The 16819-nt window shown below is 37.8% G+C and carries 17 protein-coding genes; 6 read left to right on the forward strand and 11 right to left on the reverse strand.

Going from position 1 to position 16819, the window contains the following annotated elements:
* From D0T60_RS01605 to D0T60_RS01655, 11 genes are all read right to left on the reverse strand, one after another.
* Positions 1-3525 carry a phage tail tape measure protein gene (locus D0T60_RS01605; RefSeq protein WP_163216402.1) on the reverse strand — a complete coding sequence of 1175 codons (3525 nt, stop codon included), beginning with the start codon at positions 3523-3525 and terminating at the stop codon, positions 1-3.
* 276 nt (positions 3526-3801) lie between these two features.
* Positions 3802-4212: a hypothetical protein gene (locus D0T60_RS01610; protein WP_163216403.1), complete on the reverse strand. Its 411-nt coding sequence runs from the start codon at positions 4210-4212 to the stop codon at positions 3802-3804.
* Positions 4213-4339: 127 nt separating this feature from the next.
* On the reverse strand, positions 4340-4795 hold the full coding sequence (locus tag D0T60_RS01615; protein WP_163216404.1) for a hypothetical protein: 456 nt from the start codon (positions 4793-4795) through the stop codon (positions 4340-4342).
* A 3-nt stretch (positions 4796-4798) separates the two neighbouring features.
* Complete coding sequence (locus D0T60_RS01620; protein ID WP_163216405.1) at positions 4799-6124, reverse strand: DUF2586 family protein; 1326 nt, start codon at positions 6122-6124, stop codon at positions 4799-4801.
* Between the two features lie 14 nt (positions 6125-6138).
* Positions 6139-6489, reverse strand: coding sequence for a hypothetical protein (locus tag D0T60_RS01625; RefSeq protein WP_163216406.1), 351 nt, complete (start codon positions 6487-6489; stop codon positions 6139-6141).
* 74 nt (positions 6490-6563) lie between these two features.
* Positions 6564-7628: a hypothetical protein gene (locus D0T60_RS01630; RefSeq protein ID WP_163216407.1), complete on the reverse strand. Its 1065-nt coding sequence runs from the start codon at positions 7626-7628 to the stop codon at positions 6564-6566.
* Positions 7629-7643: 15 nt separating this feature from the next.
* Positions 7644-8918: an ATP-dependent Clp protease proteolytic subunit gene (locus tag D0T60_RS01635; RefSeq protein ID WP_163216408.1), complete on the reverse strand. Its 1275-nt coding sequence runs from the start codon at positions 8916-8918 to the stop codon at positions 7644-7646.
* A gap of 57 nt (positions 8919-8975) precedes the next feature.
* Positions 8976-9686, reverse strand: coding sequence for a hypothetical protein (locus tag D0T60_RS01640; protein ID WP_163216409.1), 711 nt, complete (start codon positions 9684-9686; stop codon positions 8976-8978).
* A complete protein-coding gene (locus D0T60_RS01645) occupies positions 9686-10198 on the reverse strand; it encodes a hypothetical protein (protein WP_163216410.1) in 513 nt (170 codons plus the stop codon). Before D0T60_RS01645 ends, D0T60_RS01640 begins: the two co-directional genes overlap by 1 nt.
* Positions 10188-11030 (reverse strand): hypothetical protein, encoded by an 843-nt coding sequence (locus D0T60_RS01650; protein WP_239059474.1) that lies wholly within the window; start codon positions 11028-11030, stop codon positions 10188-10190. Before D0T60_RS01650 ends, D0T60_RS01645 begins: the two co-directional genes overlap by 11 nt.
* 26 nt (positions 11031-11056) lie before the next feature.
* On the reverse strand, positions 11057-12364 hold the full coding sequence (locus D0T60_RS01655; RefSeq protein WP_163216411.1) for a DUF935 family protein: 1308 nt from the start codon (positions 12362-12364) through the stop codon (positions 11057-11059).
* 264 nt (positions 12365-12628) lie between these two features.
* On the opposite strand from D0T60_RS01655, the gene D0T60_RS01660 reads away from it, so the two are divergent.
* From D0T60_RS01660 to D0T60_RS01685, 6 genes are read left to right on the forward strand one after another with little or no spacing between them, the layout of a single operon-like run.
* Positions 12629-13183: a DUF4494 family protein gene (locus tag D0T60_RS01660; RefSeq protein ID WP_163216412.1), complete on the forward strand. Its 555-nt coding sequence runs from the start codon at positions 12629-12631 to the stop codon at positions 13181-13183.
* On the forward strand, positions 13183-13638 hold the full coding sequence (locus tag D0T60_RS01665) for a hypothetical protein (protein ID WP_163216413.1): 456 nt from the start codon (positions 13183-13185) through the stop codon (positions 13636-13638). The genes D0T60_RS01660 and D0T60_RS01665 overlap by 1 nt, the downstream gene beginning before the upstream one ends.
* Positions 13622-13951 (forward strand): hypothetical protein, encoded by a 330-nt coding sequence (locus D0T60_RS01670; protein ID WP_163216414.1) that lies wholly within the window; start codon positions 13622-13624, stop codon positions 13949-13951. Before D0T60_RS01665 ends, D0T60_RS01670 begins: the two co-directional genes overlap by 17 nt.
* A 5-nt stretch (positions 13952-13956) precedes the next feature.
* On the forward strand, positions 13957-14391 hold the full coding sequence (gene dut / locus D0T60_RS01675) for a dUTP diphosphatase (RefSeq protein WP_163216415.1): 435 nt from the start codon (positions 13957-13959) through the stop codon (positions 14389-14391).
* 4 nt (positions 14392-14395) lie between these two features.
* Positions 14396-14806 (forward strand): NUMOD4 domain-containing protein, encoded by a 411-nt coding sequence (locus D0T60_RS19010; protein WP_163216416.1) that lies wholly within the window; start codon positions 14396-14398, stop codon positions 14804-14806.
* On the forward strand, positions 14803-16752 hold the full coding sequence (locus D0T60_RS01685) for a BRCT domain-containing protein (protein WP_163216417.1): 1950 nt from the start codon (positions 14803-14805) through the stop codon (positions 16750-16752). Before D0T60_RS19010 ends, D0T60_RS01685 begins: the two co-directional genes overlap by 4 nt.
* Positions 16753-16819 lie beyond the last annotated feature (67 nt).

Consider the following 16819-nt stretch of genomic DNA (forward strand, 5'->3'; position numbering starts at 1 on the left):
CTATCCATGAAAAGTGTCATCAAAATCATGCACGGCATCAATTAACGCTTGTGTAAGCTGTCCTTTGATGTTATCAATTGCAGCAGAATTATCTGAGTTAGTTAGGTCGATAGACTTGACATTCATCAAATTCTCTATTTTTACGATAATTTGTTTTGGAGCAGCGGAGCCGGAATTATAGTGAGATTTATATTTCGATTGATCTGTTCCTGTTGCACCTGTTCCATTGCCTGTACCGAAACCTCCACCAGTTCCACCGGCTCCTTCTATACCTGCGCCACCAACAACAGGTACCCATTCGTTTTTACCGGTAGGGCCATTAAATCGATACTCACTCATAATTCCATTTATATATTGCCTTTGTCCTATTTGGGGCTCTTTATCTGCAATTTGACCTGAGTGCGCATAAGCTTCTTGGAAGAATGGTGAAGATAGAATGGTGAATTTCTCTCTAAACTCTTTATTAAAAGTACTTAGGAAATTTACTATATCGCCTGTTATTACTTGGTGTGCCTGCTGTGCCCAGTAATCTGCGGTTTTACTTCCATACTGAACAAACCTTCCAGTTTCAGGGTCGAAACCGTTAATACGTGTCCATTCAGTAAAATTTGAAACAAGATTTTCATCAAGGTCTTTGAAAACGCCAACACCATTATTTGCAAGAGCTTTCACCTGATCTTCATAGCCCCATTCACCTGGTGTTTTTAAAAGGTTTTGCAAAGACACTAATGCCTTTGCATTCTCATTGTCGCCACTGAAATCAAATGCTTGAAATATTCTATTGGCAAAAGATTCATAAGCAAGTGGTATGGACAATATCTCTGAAGAATTTAATCCACCAAGCTTATCCAAAGAAAGGTTATTGTATTCTGGGTTGGTCTTGTTTTTGTATTCTAAAAGCCGTAGCTCCAAACGTTTCCTAATCTCGCCCCATTCCTCTATCGGAGATTGTTTAAAAGCTGTTGTAAACTCTTCTATAACTTCTTTTGATTGAGGCGCGTCCCAACCAATAGTGGCGGCAATTACATCACTGGTAAGATTGTCACTGTTGTACGTTTGCCCATTTTTTTGCAAATACGCAGAATGCTGCCCATTGTATGAGTAAGTTTTTAATTCGTATTGCTTTCTTATATTATCTGGAAGATGGTCTAAGGCTTCTTGTGATTTTTCCCAAATCGTTTCAATTTTTGCCGTTCCAGATAAAAATGAGTGCCATGGATGATCTGTTACGCTTTTTATTTTATCTTTATATACTTCATTTATTTTCTTTCCTTCCATGGCAGATGTCGCCTCGCTTTCCAATCCAATTTGGATTCTCCTCAATCTTATGTATTCTTCTACTTTTTGATTAGCACTCAACTGTTTGTCGTGTACAAGTTTTAGATAACGTTCTGTGGGAGACAGCCCTTCAGACAAATATCCTTTTGTAGAATATACTTTTTCATACCATGTGTCGTAAGCTTTGCTTAAATCATTTAAGTGACTATATGCGCTGTAGATTCCATAGGTAAGCACACCAACTGCTGCTGCCGCTCCAAGCCAAGGCAATGCCGCAAGAAACTTGCCACCAGCAGCAGTAGCTCCCGCAACCGCCCCTGTTGTAGCATTGCCAGCAGCCACTGTAGCTGGGGTGGCTACTCCTGCTAACTGCGCTACAGTGGCTGCTGTATTTGCTCGTGCAGAAACAAATGTTCCAGTAACCCCACTCCAGCCAGCTGTAAAAATATTCCTAATAGTATTAAGCACACCAGCTTTCATAATTGCTTTTGCAATCCTAAGCAATCCGGCAAAAGCTCCAGCAAGTCTTGTTACTCCAGCCCCTAAGCTAAAGATATACATTCCCATATTTCCTAAAGCTTTGAAGGCCCTGAAAAATGAAAGTATAGGCCACATGATGACTTGAAATTTGAGCCATGGTTTTATGAACCAACTCATACTATTGTATGCTTTAATACAAAATAAAGCAAAGTCTTTGAGCATACTTATCAATTCAAAGAAATCTTTTGACAACTGTTTAATGGTTTGAACTGCTTCTGGAGTTTTCAACCAATTAATTGTTTGGTTCAACATATCCTTAATTGGTTGTTGAAGTTCTTCAAAAGCCTGCATACCATCTTCAGTGAACATCGAAGTCAACTGATACCAAAGTCCTTGTATTGTGTTTTTCTTTTCTTCAGCTAATTTTCCTACAAGCCCATCCGACAGAAAGTTTTGATAAACTATTTCGTTCCATTTATCAACATTGTTAGTTAATGAAACCGCTCCCTGCGCAGAAGTCTTATGGAACATTTTATAAAAGTCAGATACTTCTAAGTCTGCCTTATTCAAGTCTCCGAAGATATCAGTCAATGGACGCAGGCGACCATTTTCATCTAAACGATCAACACCAATTTCATCCCATTGTTTTAGTTGTTTCTTCGTAGGGTTTACGAGGTTTGCAATTATGGTACGCATTGTTGTACCAGCCTGGGAGCCTTTTACTCCGGCATCCCCCAAAACCCCCAATGCTGCTGTTGCTTCTTCAAAAGATACACCACCGGCAGAGAGCAAACTTGCAGAGTATTTGTAAGCCTCTGCTATTTCAAGTAATGTCGTATTACTTTTAGTAAATGTCATGGTCATAACATCGGAAGCTCGCCTAATCTTCTCAGGCGAGATTCCGTAACCTGTCATAATGTTAGTTACAACGTCTGCTGTTTCACCCAAATCAGTGTCACCAACCAATGCAATATCTGATATTGGCCTAATAGATTTATTTATTGCATCTATGTCAAAACCAGCCATTGCAAGAAATTTACTCGCATCAGCTACTTGTGGCGCAGTAAATTTAGTCTCAACGCCCACATTTCGAACAGTATGGGCCATTTCTTGAAACCTTCGATTGAAACCGGGAAGTTTATCATGGGTCTGAAGGATATTTTTGGTGGTTTGCATCAAGTTATCATACTCTGTCGCATCTCTTCCCACATTTCCCATAAGTGATCCAAGACCAGCAATACCATAAGCGATCCCCATACCCTTGACCATATTAAATGCTCCAATGCCTCCAGAGTCAAGCATTGTAGGCCCAAGATTGCGATAACTTATATTCCGTGGAACAAGCCTCCTGTTTACCACTGGTTTGCTTGACGGATGTGGCGTGTTTGGCCGTGGTTTATTGCTTCCACCTACAACAGTGGTTGAGCTACCTGTTTTTCCGGTGTTTTTATTGGTTGTTTTCCCAGTGGTGGAAGCACTTATATTAAGAGCTGCCGTCTTTTTCGCCAAACTGTGAATTCTCTCCAGTTTAGCAATTGTCCTGTCTAATTTCTGATTTGCTTTTGAAGTTGCAACATCAATCACAGGAGCCTTTTTTGCCATCTGAGAGAACTTAGCGTGTACCGATTCTATTTTTCTTTGGAACGCTTTAAGTTTTTGACCACATTGATCTAATTTCTTAGTAGCTTCTTGAAATTTACGAATGCTATCTAATGCTTGTTGTGATCTAACGTTTATGTCATAATTAACTACATAATTTTCTGCCATTAAAACAAACTATATTTCTGAAGAATAGTCCACCAGCCTTGTGTACGGTTAAAAAGAAGCCCCATCACCATAAAACATGGAAATGGGGCGGTAAAGCAGATGTCTATGAAAGAAGCCCAAGTGTTTTTGCTTGCTGTGATTGAATTTGCTGTGCGTGCATCCACTCAGCATCATTAGCTATTATTGCAAATTCCTCATCATTTAGCTTTTCTATATTGACTCCTGGAAAGTAATGTCGAATGTATATTAATTTTTTTCTAAAATACTGTTTCTCTTTTACTTCCCAGGTTTCGATAAATTTACGAGCAAGCCTTGTCTCATTTCTATCATTTTAGACATTTGGCCCATCAACCCGAAAAGGAACAGTGAATCATCGCTGATCAATTCCTGATCCCCTGATAAAAAACAATCCTTAGCAAGCGTTCGCATTGCTACGGCGTTATTTGATTGTGAGGCGCTTAAATATTTGCTAAATGAAGCAAATGAGGGCTGTCGGAAATATCCTATGTATTGTTCTTTATCATCACCATCGCCACCGAATACAACAATGGGGAAAATTTGTTTAAGCTTAGGGTCTTTTGCTTTCAATGCCGCAACTTCTTTCTCAATTGTTTTTTTTAATTCAGCAGAAACATCAAGTGTCTCATCTTCTTGCTGAAAGTCTTCGATTGTAATATCTTCTCCCATAACCTGTTAATAAAGTTTTTAAATAAATTATATGTTCAATTATGAATAGCAAGAACAGCTTTTATTAGTTTGAAAGAAGGGAAGATATTTTCATACCTTCCCTTTACAAATTCTATCCACAAATCTCCTAAGCAGCTGTTGTGCTTGGGATTATTTTAAACGGATTAAGATCAAATTCTTTGGTGAGACTTGTGTCATCCTGCTGTGCTTCCATACCATCTTCGTTAAACAGACATCCTTTCAATGTTATAGTTTCTGTTGTCCAGTCAGTAGTTCCCAGCTGGTTGGCGAACGAGATCACTAAATCGAATTCTCCAAGCGCCATCAACGACCCTTTTAAAGCTCGTAGCATAACCTGAGTGTTGTAATCCATTGTGATGGATGCTGTATACTCAGTGTTTCCAAATCCTCGATTAACAGGCTCTCCACCAAGACCGTAATTTGTCTCAACCTTGTGTTTGATGTTCCATTTGATTCCGGACACTCCCTGCAAAATCTGTGAGTTCGCATTAGCAGAGCCTGTAAGTGCCGGAGCTGTAAGTTCAATCATGGCCCATGAATAAGCCACATTATTTACTAACATTGATTATTTTTTAATTGAAAGCCCTTCAGTTACATTGATCTTTCTGGATGTGCCAATCGGTATCAGTATGTATGTGATGAGCAGTGTGTCGTTTTTCAATACATTTTGATTAGATGGGATTTTAACACTAAAGCCACTAATCTCTTCTGCATCGACCATTGCTTGCAGAATGTCATTTACAATATTTGAAAAAATTGTGCTTTGAGCACTTGATAAATATCCGGTTGAAGGGTCAACTTTAATTGGAGAATTAACGTAAGGAAGCAAGGCTGTACGAACTGATCTACGTGATTTGTTTATTGTACGGTTTCTTGCAATTGTACGGTAATCCCCATTCGAACAAGTTTGATCACCGGAGAAATAGATGTGACCTTCCAGTCCATTGTATTTCATCAGGAAAACATATCCGCGATCATCTAAATCTTCAAGTTGAAAAGCAGACAGAGATGAGTATTTAGTTGTGTTGACCAACTTTTTATCAGAAAGAGTTGAGTCTCCGAATCCGAATTCGATATCTGGAAAGTAGTTAATCAGGTCAAAGTTTTGAACCCACCCAATTGATTCAGCCACACTTGCTTGTGTCAAACAACCTAACGCGGCACCTATATTTCCAACAGGAGTACATGAAGCTAATGATGCTTGCATTGCCGATACGTCTGTGTCAAGCCCTTGTCCAAGTAATACAGTCACATATCTTGAATCTATAACACATGTAGGGATCATGCTTAGAGTCACTTTTGCTTCATCTCCGGAAGTTGTTGCTATCTTAGCGCTATTTGCATTAAGCAGAATGCTAACTGGTGAATGGTAAGTGTTTGCTAAAGACTCACCAATAGATTGCAAGTCGCCTACTAATTGGATGCTGTAGGTTGAAGCGGTTGGGTCGGTCTTTTTCCACAAATTCTTCTCAGTCCAAACACCGAATTGATTGATGGTCCCATGTGCTGCTTTTTGCATATCAATAACTGCATTCCAGTTCTGAGAGCAATCAGCAAACATGACGAACAAACGGCCAGTTCCACCAGAGATAGTGAAGAAGTGTTTGATGTGATAATACGGGATTCCGAAAAGAAAATCTTTGCTCACTTGGTTTTCATCAAGTTCGCCACTGTATGCGGTGATTCCGATCTTATCTGCGTCGTCAAGGCTGTTTAATTCAACCACATTGTCTTTTAATGTGTCAACTAATGCCAAGCCTGCCCCCTTTGTCCAGAAGTTCGGCTGCGCTGAAATATCAAACAACAGACCACACACCTTTTCTGTAGAAGAAGAGAGGTCTGAACTGATATTTCCATCAGTATCGGTCATAATAACATTGCCTAATGCCATTGTTTTTATTCGTATTATTTTTTATAAAAAGGATTTTTATAAAGAATAGCGTTCTTGACCAAGGCAGGTTGAGTCCCTTTAGCAAAGGCACCACCCCAGTTATCAACGTACAGTTCTTTTTCATTGGGATATTGTTGCAATATTGCTTTTGCAATATCCGGTATTTCAACTTCTACTGTCTTATTTTTTGCTTTTGGTACTTCTGGAGTATCTGGGGTAGTTTGTTCGGGTGATTCTCCCTCTGATTCGCCAGATTCTTCGGAAACATTAGACACTTCAGGTTGCCCATCTATATTTTCGTTTACAACTTCTGGTGCGTCTTTATTCTCGTCAGTTTGTATTGGGGTTTCTTTTCTTTTAGCCATAGCAATCTTTAATTAAAAAAGGGAATGGAGCTTTTCCCTCCACTCCCCTGGTTATGCAATTTAGATGATGTTTTTTACGATTTTTTGTATGTAGTCCAAACCACGATTTCGGAAGGTAAAACGATGTTAACATCGATTTTCATTCTCATCTGGAAAAAGTACAATTCTGAGTTTGCTTGGAGACGTTCAACTTTAACAGACTCTTGATCGGTAGCATAGTCAACGCCCATCCACAGACAAGAATCCATTCCAGTAGTAAATTTGCCTAAGAATATAGTTTGCTCAGTAATTCCGTTTATAACAACAATACGTTTTCCTTTGAAGCGGTATCTGTTAACATCGGCGTTTTCTGTATATTTCACATCCTTAGAAGTCAAATATTGGTCATAAGCGTCCCATAAATCCCAGCCCATCACGTAAACAAGCTTATTGCTCTTACGGAGGTTTTTAGGGCATTTTCTGTACATGGCATATAACGCGCTTTCCACTTGTTCTCCGGTTGTCATTGCAGTATTTCCTGCCAAAATAACCTGACCGGAAGCTTTTTCATTTGCATCCGTAGAATTCAGGTTAGTGATAACACGGGCAAGGGCTCCATCGAAATACTTCATTGGTCCGGCTTCAGAATCGCCGCCAAGAACTACATTGTCTGCGCTGTCAGAAGAAATACTTGCGTCAGGACCACCTTTTTTTGAGCACCAAATACAATCACCGATATACTGATCCTTACGGTCAATCAATAGGTGGAGCATAGTTGCTTGAATTTTCGGATCAAGTTCACGGAAGATCAATTCTCCTTCCGGCTGGAATGGCTTCCAGTATTCTTCAAAGTCTCTTGGGTTAAATTCAAGATAGACCATAAAGTCTTGAGGTTCAAGGTAACGCTCTGAATGTGTGTATTCATTGTGCCCATCAGCACCTTTAGCGCCTTCCGTAGAAGTTGGGGTAGGTTTGTTGTCTTGTATGATTTTGCCAAGTTTTACATGAGGCAAGACGAATTTTTTTTGAATACCAGGCTTGATGTGGATCAAGCCCTCGTTGTATGTGTCGTTGCCATGTGCTGTGTAAACTAAGAGGTCAGTTAAAACCTCACCTGAATAGGTATTCCCGGCATAATTTATTGTACCATTTGTAGGCATTAATCAGATTCCAATTTAAAAACTTTTGAATTCAAATTTTTCACCTACAACACCTGCTACTTTCGCTGCCATTTGTTTTTCGGCTTCAGTTAAAGTTTCAGCAGCATCCTTCACATTTTTAGGATCACTTGCGATAGCTTCACTGATTTTTTCACGGGCAGGAATAGATGCTAAGGTACTTTTCGTCAATTCAAGGTTGTTTTTTGCCATTTCAACCCAAGATGCTTTAGACGACTCTTCAATTTTTCCTTCTTTAATAGCTGCTTCTACCATATCAGTGATAGCTTGCGTTTTCGCAGCTTCTTCAGCGTCTTTGTACTTTTTAAGTTCAGCGTTTACACCGGTTAATGTTTCTTGTAGATTAACTACTTCGGTTTCTTTTCCTTTGTATTTAATCTCTAATTTGCTAAAATCATCTTTGATTTTCGGGAGTTCTTTTTCCGCGTTTATCAGTTCTGTAATACGTGCAGTGACGTTTGTTACAGGAGCGTCTTTAGCAAAACCAAGCTGTGCGGCTACTGCGCCAAAAGAGAATTCTTTTTCTTCCATTGTTTTTTTAGCTTGTAATTCTTTAGCTTGTAATTCTTCATTTTGTTTAGGAATAGCGCAGGAAAGTTCAGAAAGTTTATTTTCATCAACTTCTAATGCAATTGAGTTCATCACATCCTTTATTGCACTTATATCCGTAGTTCCATCAATTGCATTCTTTACTTTATCACAAACCTGTTTGGAGGTCTTTATCACATGACTTGCTGGTATTATGCCAGCCTCGACAGCTTCTTTGGCTGTAAAAAATGTTCCATCAGCATTGTCTTTACCATCCATTATGGCATTGACTTTTTCTTTTGAAAGACCGAAACGTCTTCTGTAAATTGTTTCGATTTGCTGCCTGAAAGCATTAACCATATTTCTTACGTTAGGGTCTTCGCAGTCTTTGTCGGCAAGAAATGGGTTGTGAAGCATTAAGATTGAATAATCGTGCATGTATGACTTTGCGCCACCCGCCCAAAGAACACTACCCATTGATGCTGCAATGCCTTCAATTACGCATTGCACTTCAATTGGGCAAGATTGCATTATTGAGAAAGCACTCATCCCATACATCACACTACCACCTTCACAGTTCAACAGAACAATGATTTTGGATGGTCTAATCACTTCCTGAAGCCAAAGAAATTCATCATTAAAACGTTGTACGGATTCTGCATTCACCGATTCAAAGAAGCGGATTATCGCTGGGTGATCCTGTTCAACTTTGCCGACAACGTATTTTAATTTACTTATATCCATTCATTCAGTTTTTTGAAGAATAGATTATTTATTAGCAAAAAGTTGAAATTTGTCATTTTATTCATTTATGCCACTCACTTCGTCGTATGATGGTTCAATGTGATTGTCATGGTTGTCTGTGTTGTTTTCAATTAATTGATCAGAATGATTTGTGAAAGGCGGGATCACCAGGTATCGATCAACATAATTTCTGAATTTATATGCTGAGTTTTCTCTGAAATACACTTCATAGTCTATCCAGTATGGCTGAAGACCATCGCCAAAAGATTCCGGTTGATCAAAATATGTCAAGCTAAATCTTTCAGTTAAAGCTGGATATTCATTTTTTCCGTCTTGTAATGCAACATTGATACGTTGAAACAACTCATATCCCTCCAATTCAAATTCTTCATCGCTATTATTTAATCTATTGAGAACATATTGGACTCTAAGGGTTGCTCTGCCTTCCCCAACCCTTGCTTGTTGAACTAAGTATCTCACATTGATAAAATGAAGAAATACCGCTGGGAAGATTAAAGCGGACTCTTTGTTTTGTTTACTGTTTTTTATGCGAGATAATTGGCCTGTGTTTAATGCAATTGTTTTGAACAAAGAAGGGCTTTCTGGATCACTTTCATCTTCTTTTAGACTACCCAGAATTTTTTTTACCGCATTAAACACATCACACAACGCATTGGTGGTGTATTGTATTTCTTCTGTACTTTCTATATTTTCGTCAGAAACAACAACTACCGGTTGCTTTATTTTTGACTTTTTGTCTACAATCATTATTTAGGGAATCCATCAAAAAGTATTGGAGATAATTCTTTCAATTTATTTTTAAGAACAGTGGAATGACCAATGTATTGTCGTTGTATGCTCCTGACACCTGTTTTGCCGTAAGTGTATGTTCCATCTGCTGCATTATGCACAGCTGCATAACAAAACCCTCTATGTCTTTTAGTATGCTTGAAACCATTTGGGTCTGTATAAATACGAACACCAGCAGAATTTCGATTTCCTTTTGCTCCTAAGTGTTTCCACTTTATAGAGCCTTTTAGTGATCCAGTTTCATCCAAGATGGGGTGAGGTTTTGGTTTTTTACGCTCCCGCCATCCAAATTCACCTGATGAATTAAATCTCCGCAGATCGAATGATTCTTTGAATATTGCAGTAGCAGCTTTACCCGCTTTAACTTCAAAGTTCCAGACGTTAACATCAAATTTGTTCGGCAATGTCATCCATTGATTTATTAATTGTTTGGGGGTTATCTTTTTGGCCCCAACAGTGTTATTTGCCATTAGTTAAGTATTTGTTCTTTATTCGAGATGATATTTCCCTCAATTTGTCTGCATGTTGTTCGTTGCATTCGAAATATCTATGGTCATCAGAAAAAATGCGGCCACCCAACGCTACGCTTTCTTTAAACACTGGATTGAACCATTCTGGCATTTTAGGTCTTTTATTGGAAGAAGCTTTTACTCTTGTTAGCTGTGCAAATGCGCTTTCTTCTATTAAATAGCAACGACAGCCATATTCAATTGGAGGTATTAGCCACGCTGGGAATTGTGATTTTGGTGCAGAATATCCTTCATATTGAAGATGCCAGGGTCTCACGCGTTCGTCCCCTTGTGTCATGTAAGTCAGAACCGTTTGAGATGATATTGACACAAAACCAGCGGCAACAATCATTGCATATTCAATATCTAAATTCTCAACATTAGCATATTTGAAATTATACTTATAACAGATCGCTTCCAGCATTTCCATGTTTTCTTCTTCCAAATCGTCTATGTCTGGAAGCTCAGTTGACATCTGGTATTCTGCGCCAACCGCGAAATCAACAAGGTTGTCTATTGCTGCAACAAGAATATCACGCTCTTCTTTTTCTATATCAGATAGGTCTCCATCATAATTACGCACTAACTCTAAAGCTTGGTCGTAATCAACCCCGAAACCTTTGACTGCATGTTTAATAGCAAATTCGGCTCGAAGCGCCATCAATTCTTCCAGAACTTCCCATTGACTCATGTCATTTGAAATAGCTTCAAGCAACTTTATAAAAACAGCAAAGAGTGCTGCGTACTCTTTTTCTTGTTCTTCTGTATCAGCCTCCGGTGACTTTTTCGCCATTACTTCGGAGAGAGAGGTGTCACCATTTACCTCCTCTCCCGCAAAAAATTTGCAACGCCACGATGTCTTCCATATCTTTTGTAATACTCTTCATCAGACATTGGCCCGTGTCCTTCATAAGAGCCGGTTCCTACCCCACCAACTCCACCGACATCTAAGTTCAATTGTTTTCCGACCGTAATGCCAAACTCTTTATCGATTTCATCGCCTGATATTTCAAATTTATCAGTGAGGAAAGTATAAAGTTCTATTTTGTCTTTATTTGACATTTCAAGACGATTTGAATATTTGAACTCTGTTCCAGGTTTAAGGTATCCCATTTTAACGAGTCTTGGAATAACCTCTTCGTTCATTACATTTTCAATATCTTCGCGGTATACATCAACTCTATCACGAAATATATCTTGATGAGCTCTTGTTGATCCAACATAAGACTGTGTTGCTCCAGCCATACTTTCTGAGCCCAAGATCAGGTTAGATACTTCGGCATTTACTGTCTCAATAAGGCTGGTGTATATCTTTTCAGAATTGGACATTGTGAAAGTTTTAATGTCCACTTCATCCTGCAATCCAGTAACAATCACTTTATTCTGAGCTGCGCTTGATATGTCGTTAGCTAACCTCTTTCGATCACCATTGTTCTCGCTGTCTGTTTTCCCATGTATAATGGGCTGGCCATAAGTGTGTGAAAAATTAACGTAATTGGCTAAAGTAAATTTTTTGGCAAGAATCAATGGTGTGGTTGCAGAGAACAACCCAAGCGTGCCTGAATTAATCAAAATATAGTTGTCCTTATATTGAGGTGAATCGAGATTCCAGCCAGGACTCCACATGCTTTGTCTTCGTACTGCACGTTTTTGATCTGGAAGAACATTTCTTCGCTCAATGCTATTCACCTCCTTTAGCCTTCCAGTTCTTTCGTCTATCTCCGGAGTAATTTCTAATAAAGTGTAACCATATAATTTTGATTCCACAATTCCTCGAATGATTTTTATAAACTGAGTGCCTTGAATTTTCTTTGTTTCTTCAACGTCTTTTACATATTTACCTTTAGCGTTTTGCTTAGCTAACATGTAACGCTCTCCAACAATTTGAGAAACCAATGTTTCAAGTACTGCTGCTAAATGAGCGTCTTGTTGAACACATGCTTCATATAAATCAATGAGTTTTCCCCGGTCATCCAGTACAGCTCCATCAACAACTTGGTGTTGTACTGATTTGAATCGACAATACCGTTCTATTTCTCTAACATATTCTTGTATAGTCTTTTTGCTTGTTCTAAAAATACTTTCGAACAATTTTGCATCGAATTTTTCTTTGGTATCTACTGTCATTACATTTTTTCTTTTTATGAAAGAATAGGTTGAGTAAGGACAAGCAGTTTTTGAAAGGCAAAAGGAGCTGATCTGTTGCAAAATAGATTTGTAATCACACTATAAATTTTAATCCAAAAGAAATATACTCCAATACACTGATTATCAATTGATATTAAAAATATATTATGTTAAAAACACATCTTTGCATTGATATATATATGAAACATTTTATATTTGCCGTGAAATTAGTTTTAGTATTTACTCAAAAATTCATTTAAAAAGATGGAAAACGGATTTAGTTTCTTCCGGATTAAAACGGAGTGGACTGGTGAAAGCAGCGATGGTAGCTTGTCCAAGAGAAAAACAGAAGAGTTGGTGTTAGCTTCTTGTTACACAGAAGCAGAAAAAGTGGCTTACGCAATTGCGGAAGATCAAAATCGAATGCGATTCAATTCGTCAATCAATTTGGAAATTACAAAAACCAAAATTGATCAAATTTTGTTCAATTTAACATTGAGTACTGATAGCAATTTAATTGCCGGTTTGGTTCACAATTTTTTTGAGGAGGAGGACAACACAGGTGTCGGAATGTATGCGGTCAAGGTTATGTATACTGAGCAAGATGAAAAAACTGGTAAAGAAAAACGCTCAAATGAGACAATTTACACACCAGCAACATCCAATACTGATGCTGCAAACTTTGTAAAAAGATACTTGCAGGAATATGATGATACAAGAGACTTTGTTATTCGTGATACAAAATTCGATAAAGCTGAAGCTGTATTGTGGGGATCTGACACCCATAAAGAAAAAGTAAGACAGTTCGAAAACCTTTAATGCTTCCTCATTTATCTGGAAAGCCTATTGATCTTACCTGTAATGAGCTGGCGCTTCCAGAATTTCCCGATATGCTCTTTGGGACATCAGTTGATAATGGCATTTTCTTCAATGCCACCGTATATATTCAAAAAAAACAACCTTCTTTAAAAATAAATGATTTCTTTAAGGACTATAAAGCCCAGATAGAATCACTATGTAAAGCGTATCAGCTTAACATAGAAGATATATGTAAATTAAATAAAGAAGGTCATGTGTTAATTGACGGTACATTTGTTTACCTTTTTATATCTTTTGTAGAACCTGATTTTTTGGCGTACATGTGTGAACGAATTAATGATTTGTTTACTACCGGATTTTGTGTATCAGATACTCAAATCTTAAATCTGGCTAAAACCAGATTGCCACAAAAAACAGTCTTGGAAAAGATAGTAGGTAATGAGCAAATTCGATAACACTGACGCTAAACAAGTGCTTGTATTTAACCCACAAAAAAGACTTGTTGCTATATTTCACTCTGCACTGGCTGCTGCAAAAACACTGGGTGTACATACCCAATCAGTTCATTATGCTTGTACTGGAAGATGTATTGCTGTAGGAAAATTATATCTACGTCATTTATCTGAAGATATCGAAATCACATTTGATGATTTGGGAGAACTGAGGTTGGAAGACTATGATGAGTTGTGTGGTGTAAAACGTAAAGTTTATCCAAACAGTAAAATGGAACGTAAGGGAATGAAGTATAAGAACAAATTAACAAATTAAGTAATATGAAAATTAATATTATCAACAAATCAAAACACAATCTTCCTGAGTATGCCACAAAGATGTCGGCAGGAGTTGATCTTCGAGCAAATATTGATAAACCAATCACACTTAAACCAATGGAACGTGTGTTAGTTACAACCGGATTGTTTGTTCAATTGCCTCAAGGCTTTGAGGCACAGATAAGACCGAGAAGCGGGTTGGCACTAAAAAAAGGAATAACTGTTCTTAATGCACCCGGAACAATAGATGCAGACTATCGTGGAGAAATAGGTGTCATTCTCATTAATCTTTCTTCAGAAGATTTTATTATCGAAGATGGAGAGCGTATAGCTCAAATGGTAATTGCTAAATATAAGCAAGCTCAATGGGTAGAAGTTGAAGAATTAGATTCTTCAGAGCGTGGTGTGGGTGGTTTTGGTTCATCGGGGATCAAGTAACTTGATGGGAGAAATATGGAAAGACATCAAAGGTTTTGAGGGTTCGTATAAAATTTCAACAATGGGTAGAGTGAAAAGTGTAGCTCGCCCATTGTTTAATGGACATGCTATATGGAATTCTAAAGAAAAAATACTCAAACCTCGCGTACACACAAGCGGGTATTTACGAGTCTCCCTTAGATGTAACAATAAATCATTTGATAAATATATACACATCCTTGTAGCACAAACGTTTATTCCGAACACAGACTCTCTACGTGAAGTGGATCATCAAAATACAATTCGGACAGACAATTGTGTAGACAATTTAAGATGGGTTTCAAGAAAAGAAAATTGCAACAACCCACTTACTCGGATACATAATTCTAAAAGTCAAAAATTAGCAGTTAAACGTAAAAAACAAAAAATGCAATGAAATCTGATAGCCCATTTACAATAGAAAATAAAGATGTCTTGTTAAATACAATAAAAGGATATAACGAATCGTATCGTGCAGGGAACCCCGAAATATCAGATAAAGAATATGACTTTTTGGTCAATAGATTGAAAGAATTAGACCCTGAAAACGAATGGTTTTCTCATCCAGAGCCAGTGAATGTATCAGCAAAGAGAAAAGTCTCTCTTCCAATCCAGATGAAGTCTCTTAATAAGGCAAAAGATAAATCGGAAATAGATAAATGGAAAAAATCTTTAGGTTTGATCGACAAAACTGAGGTGATCATTATGCCGAAATTTGATGGAGTCTCGTTATTGCATGATGAAATCAAAGGGAAAGCGTATTCCCGTGGAGGGATTGAAAATGAAGGGCAAGATTGCACCGAACATCTTTCATTGGCCGGAATAGGTTCTTGTGTAGATGTTGCACAATTCACTTATGGAGAATTTATGTTTAGTTATGAAGATTGGGATAAATATTTCAAAGGAAAAGTGTCTGAACATACAGGCGACCCTTTCAAATCTCCAAGAAACACAGCTGCCGGTTTGTTAAATAGAGACGAACCGTCTCCGTATCTCCAACATACGTCATTCTATCGGTATGGTATGGATGATTATTCATTAGGAACATATTGTCTTTATGAAGAAGTTCTTGAAGAGCTTTGTAAATCATTCGATCAAATACCACTGTATAAAAAAGTTACATTTGAGGAGTTGAATGATAATGATTTACTGGTCTTATTTAATGAGTGGAACAAGTTGTATCCTATTGATGGAGTTGTTATCTATATCAATGATTTGGATATTTGGGATTCAATTGGCCGACATCAATCGACAGGAAATCCGTTATACGCCATAGCATATAAGCATCCAGATTTTACAGAATCTTTCGAGACAACAGTTAAAGACATTGCTTGGAAAATAAGTAAATCCGGTGCATTAAAGCCTGTGGTTAACATTGAAACAGTAGATACTGGTGATTGTAACATGGAAAATCCTACTGGATATAATGCCAGTTGGGTTGAGGACATGAAAATAGCCAAAGGTGCTAAAGTTCTTGTAACAAGATCAGGTGGGGTAATTCCTAAAATCCTAAAGACTATTGATCCAGCGACACAGGCAGAATTGGAAAGTTTGTGGGATGAATTAGCTGAATGTCCACACTGCTCTTCGCCAACAGCTTGGAACGAATCTTATGTTGAACTATGTTGTACAAACACTGATTGTCCTGGTCGTCAACTTGCTAAAATAATTTTCTTCTTCACTATCTGCGAGACGGAAAATATCGGCGAGGAAACATTCACAAAAATGTTTAATGCTGGTTACACAACACTGAAAAGTATTCTTAATGTTACGTTTGATGAGCTTGTCAAACTTGATGGCTTTGGAGAATCGATTTCCAATACCATCTTAGAAAACAATAAGAGGATTTTGAAGGGGTTAGATATGGCCACACTCATGCACGCAAGTGATTGTTTTGAAGGTATCGGCAAAGTTAAAGCACAAAAAATCTTAGATGAAATAGCTAAAGATGATGAAGCTTTATGTTCATTTTATCAAGGTTGGTTTTCTGTTTCTCCGGAAGTTTTCAAAGAGGGGTCTAAGACAATGCAATCATTTTATAAAGGGATAGAGCCATTCTACAAATTTATCTCTGAAAATCAAATACCAATACTTCCTCCGGCAAAAAAGGAAATTAATTCAAACGGGAAATATGCTGGTATGGCTATTTGTTTTTCCGGTGTTCGAGACAGCGAGCTGGAAGAGAAAATAATAAGTGAAGGAGGAAAGATAGCAAGCGGTGTATCTAAAAATACAACTATCTTGCTTGTAAAAGACAAGTATGGTACCTCCAGTAAAATTGCTAAAGCAAAAACGTTAGGTATAGAAGTTATTAATATAGAAGATTTCAAACATTCTATATAGTCCATTGAAATGTTAATTTAGCCCGTCTTTTTACAGACGGGCTAAATTATTTTTACAATACTGATAA

It is taken from the genome of Bacteroides sp. 224, assembly GCF_010500995.1.
Lineage (GTDB): Bacteria > Bacteroidota > Bacteroidia > Bacteroidales > Bacteroidaceae > Bacteroides.

Coding starts and splice junctions, on each gene's coding strand:
- D0T60_RS19010 (WP_163216416.1), top strand. CDS start 14,396: ATGGGAGAAATATGGAAAGACATCAAAGGTTTTGAGGGTTCGTATAAA.
- D0T60_RS01665 (WP_163216413.1), top strand. CDS start 13,183: ATGCTTCCTCATTTATCTGGAAAGCCTATTGATCTTACCTGTAATGAG.
- D0T60_RS01640 (WP_163216409.1), bottom strand. CDS start 9,686: ATGATTGTAGACAAAAAGTCAAAAATAAAGCAACCGGTAGTTGTTGTT.
- D0T60_RS01605 (WP_163216402.1), bottom strand. CDS start 3,525: ATGGCAGAAAATTATGTAGTTAATTATGACATAAACGTTAGATCACAA.
- D0T60_RS01630 (WP_163216407.1), bottom strand. CDS start 7,628: ATGCCTACAAATGGTACAATAAATTATGCCGGGAATACCTATTCAGGT.
- D0T60_RS01625 (WP_163216406.1), bottom strand. CDS start 6,489: ATGGCTAAAAGAAAAGAAACCCCAATACAAACTGACGAGAATAAAGAC.
- D0T60_RS01615 (WP_163216404.1), bottom strand. CDS start 4,795: ATGTTAGTAAATAATGTGGCTTATTCATGGGCCATGATTGAACTTACA.
- D0T60_RS01645 (WP_163216410.1), bottom strand. CDS start 10,198: ATGGCAAATAACACTGTTGGGGCCAAAAAGATAACCCCCAAACAATTA.
- D0T60_RS01685 (WP_163216417.1), top strand. CDS start 14,803: ATGAAATCTGATAGCCCATTTACAATAGAAAATAAAGATGTCTTGTTA.
- D0T60_RS01610 (WP_163216403.1), bottom strand. CDS start 4,212: ATGGGAGAAGATATTACAATCGAAGACTTTCAGCAAGAAGATGAGACA.
- D0T60_RS01650 (WP_239059474.1), bottom strand. CDS start 11,030: ATGGCGAAAAAGTCACCGGAGGCTGATACAGAAGAACAAGAAAAAGAG.
- D0T60_RS01635 (WP_163216408.1), bottom strand. CDS start 8,918: ATGGATATAAGTAAATTAAAATACGTTGTCGGCAAAGTTGAACAGGAT.
- dut (WP_163216415.1), top strand. CDS start 13,957: ATGAAAATTAATATTATCAACAAATCAAAACACAATCTTCCTGAGTAT.
- D0T60_RS01660 (WP_163216412.1), top strand. CDS start 12,629: ATGGAAAACGGATTTAGTTTCTTCCGGATTAAAACGGAGTGGACTGGT.
- D0T60_RS01670 (WP_163216414.1), top strand. CDS start 13,622: ATGAGCAAATTCGATAACACTGACGCTAAACAAGTGCTTGTATTTAAC.
- D0T60_RS01655 (WP_163216411.1), bottom strand. CDS start 12,364: ATGACAGTAGATACCAAAGAAAAATTCGATGCAAAATTGTTCGAAAGT.
- D0T60_RS01620 (WP_163216405.1), bottom strand. CDS start 6,124: ATGGCATTAGGCAATGTTATTATGACCGATACTGATGGAAATATCAGT.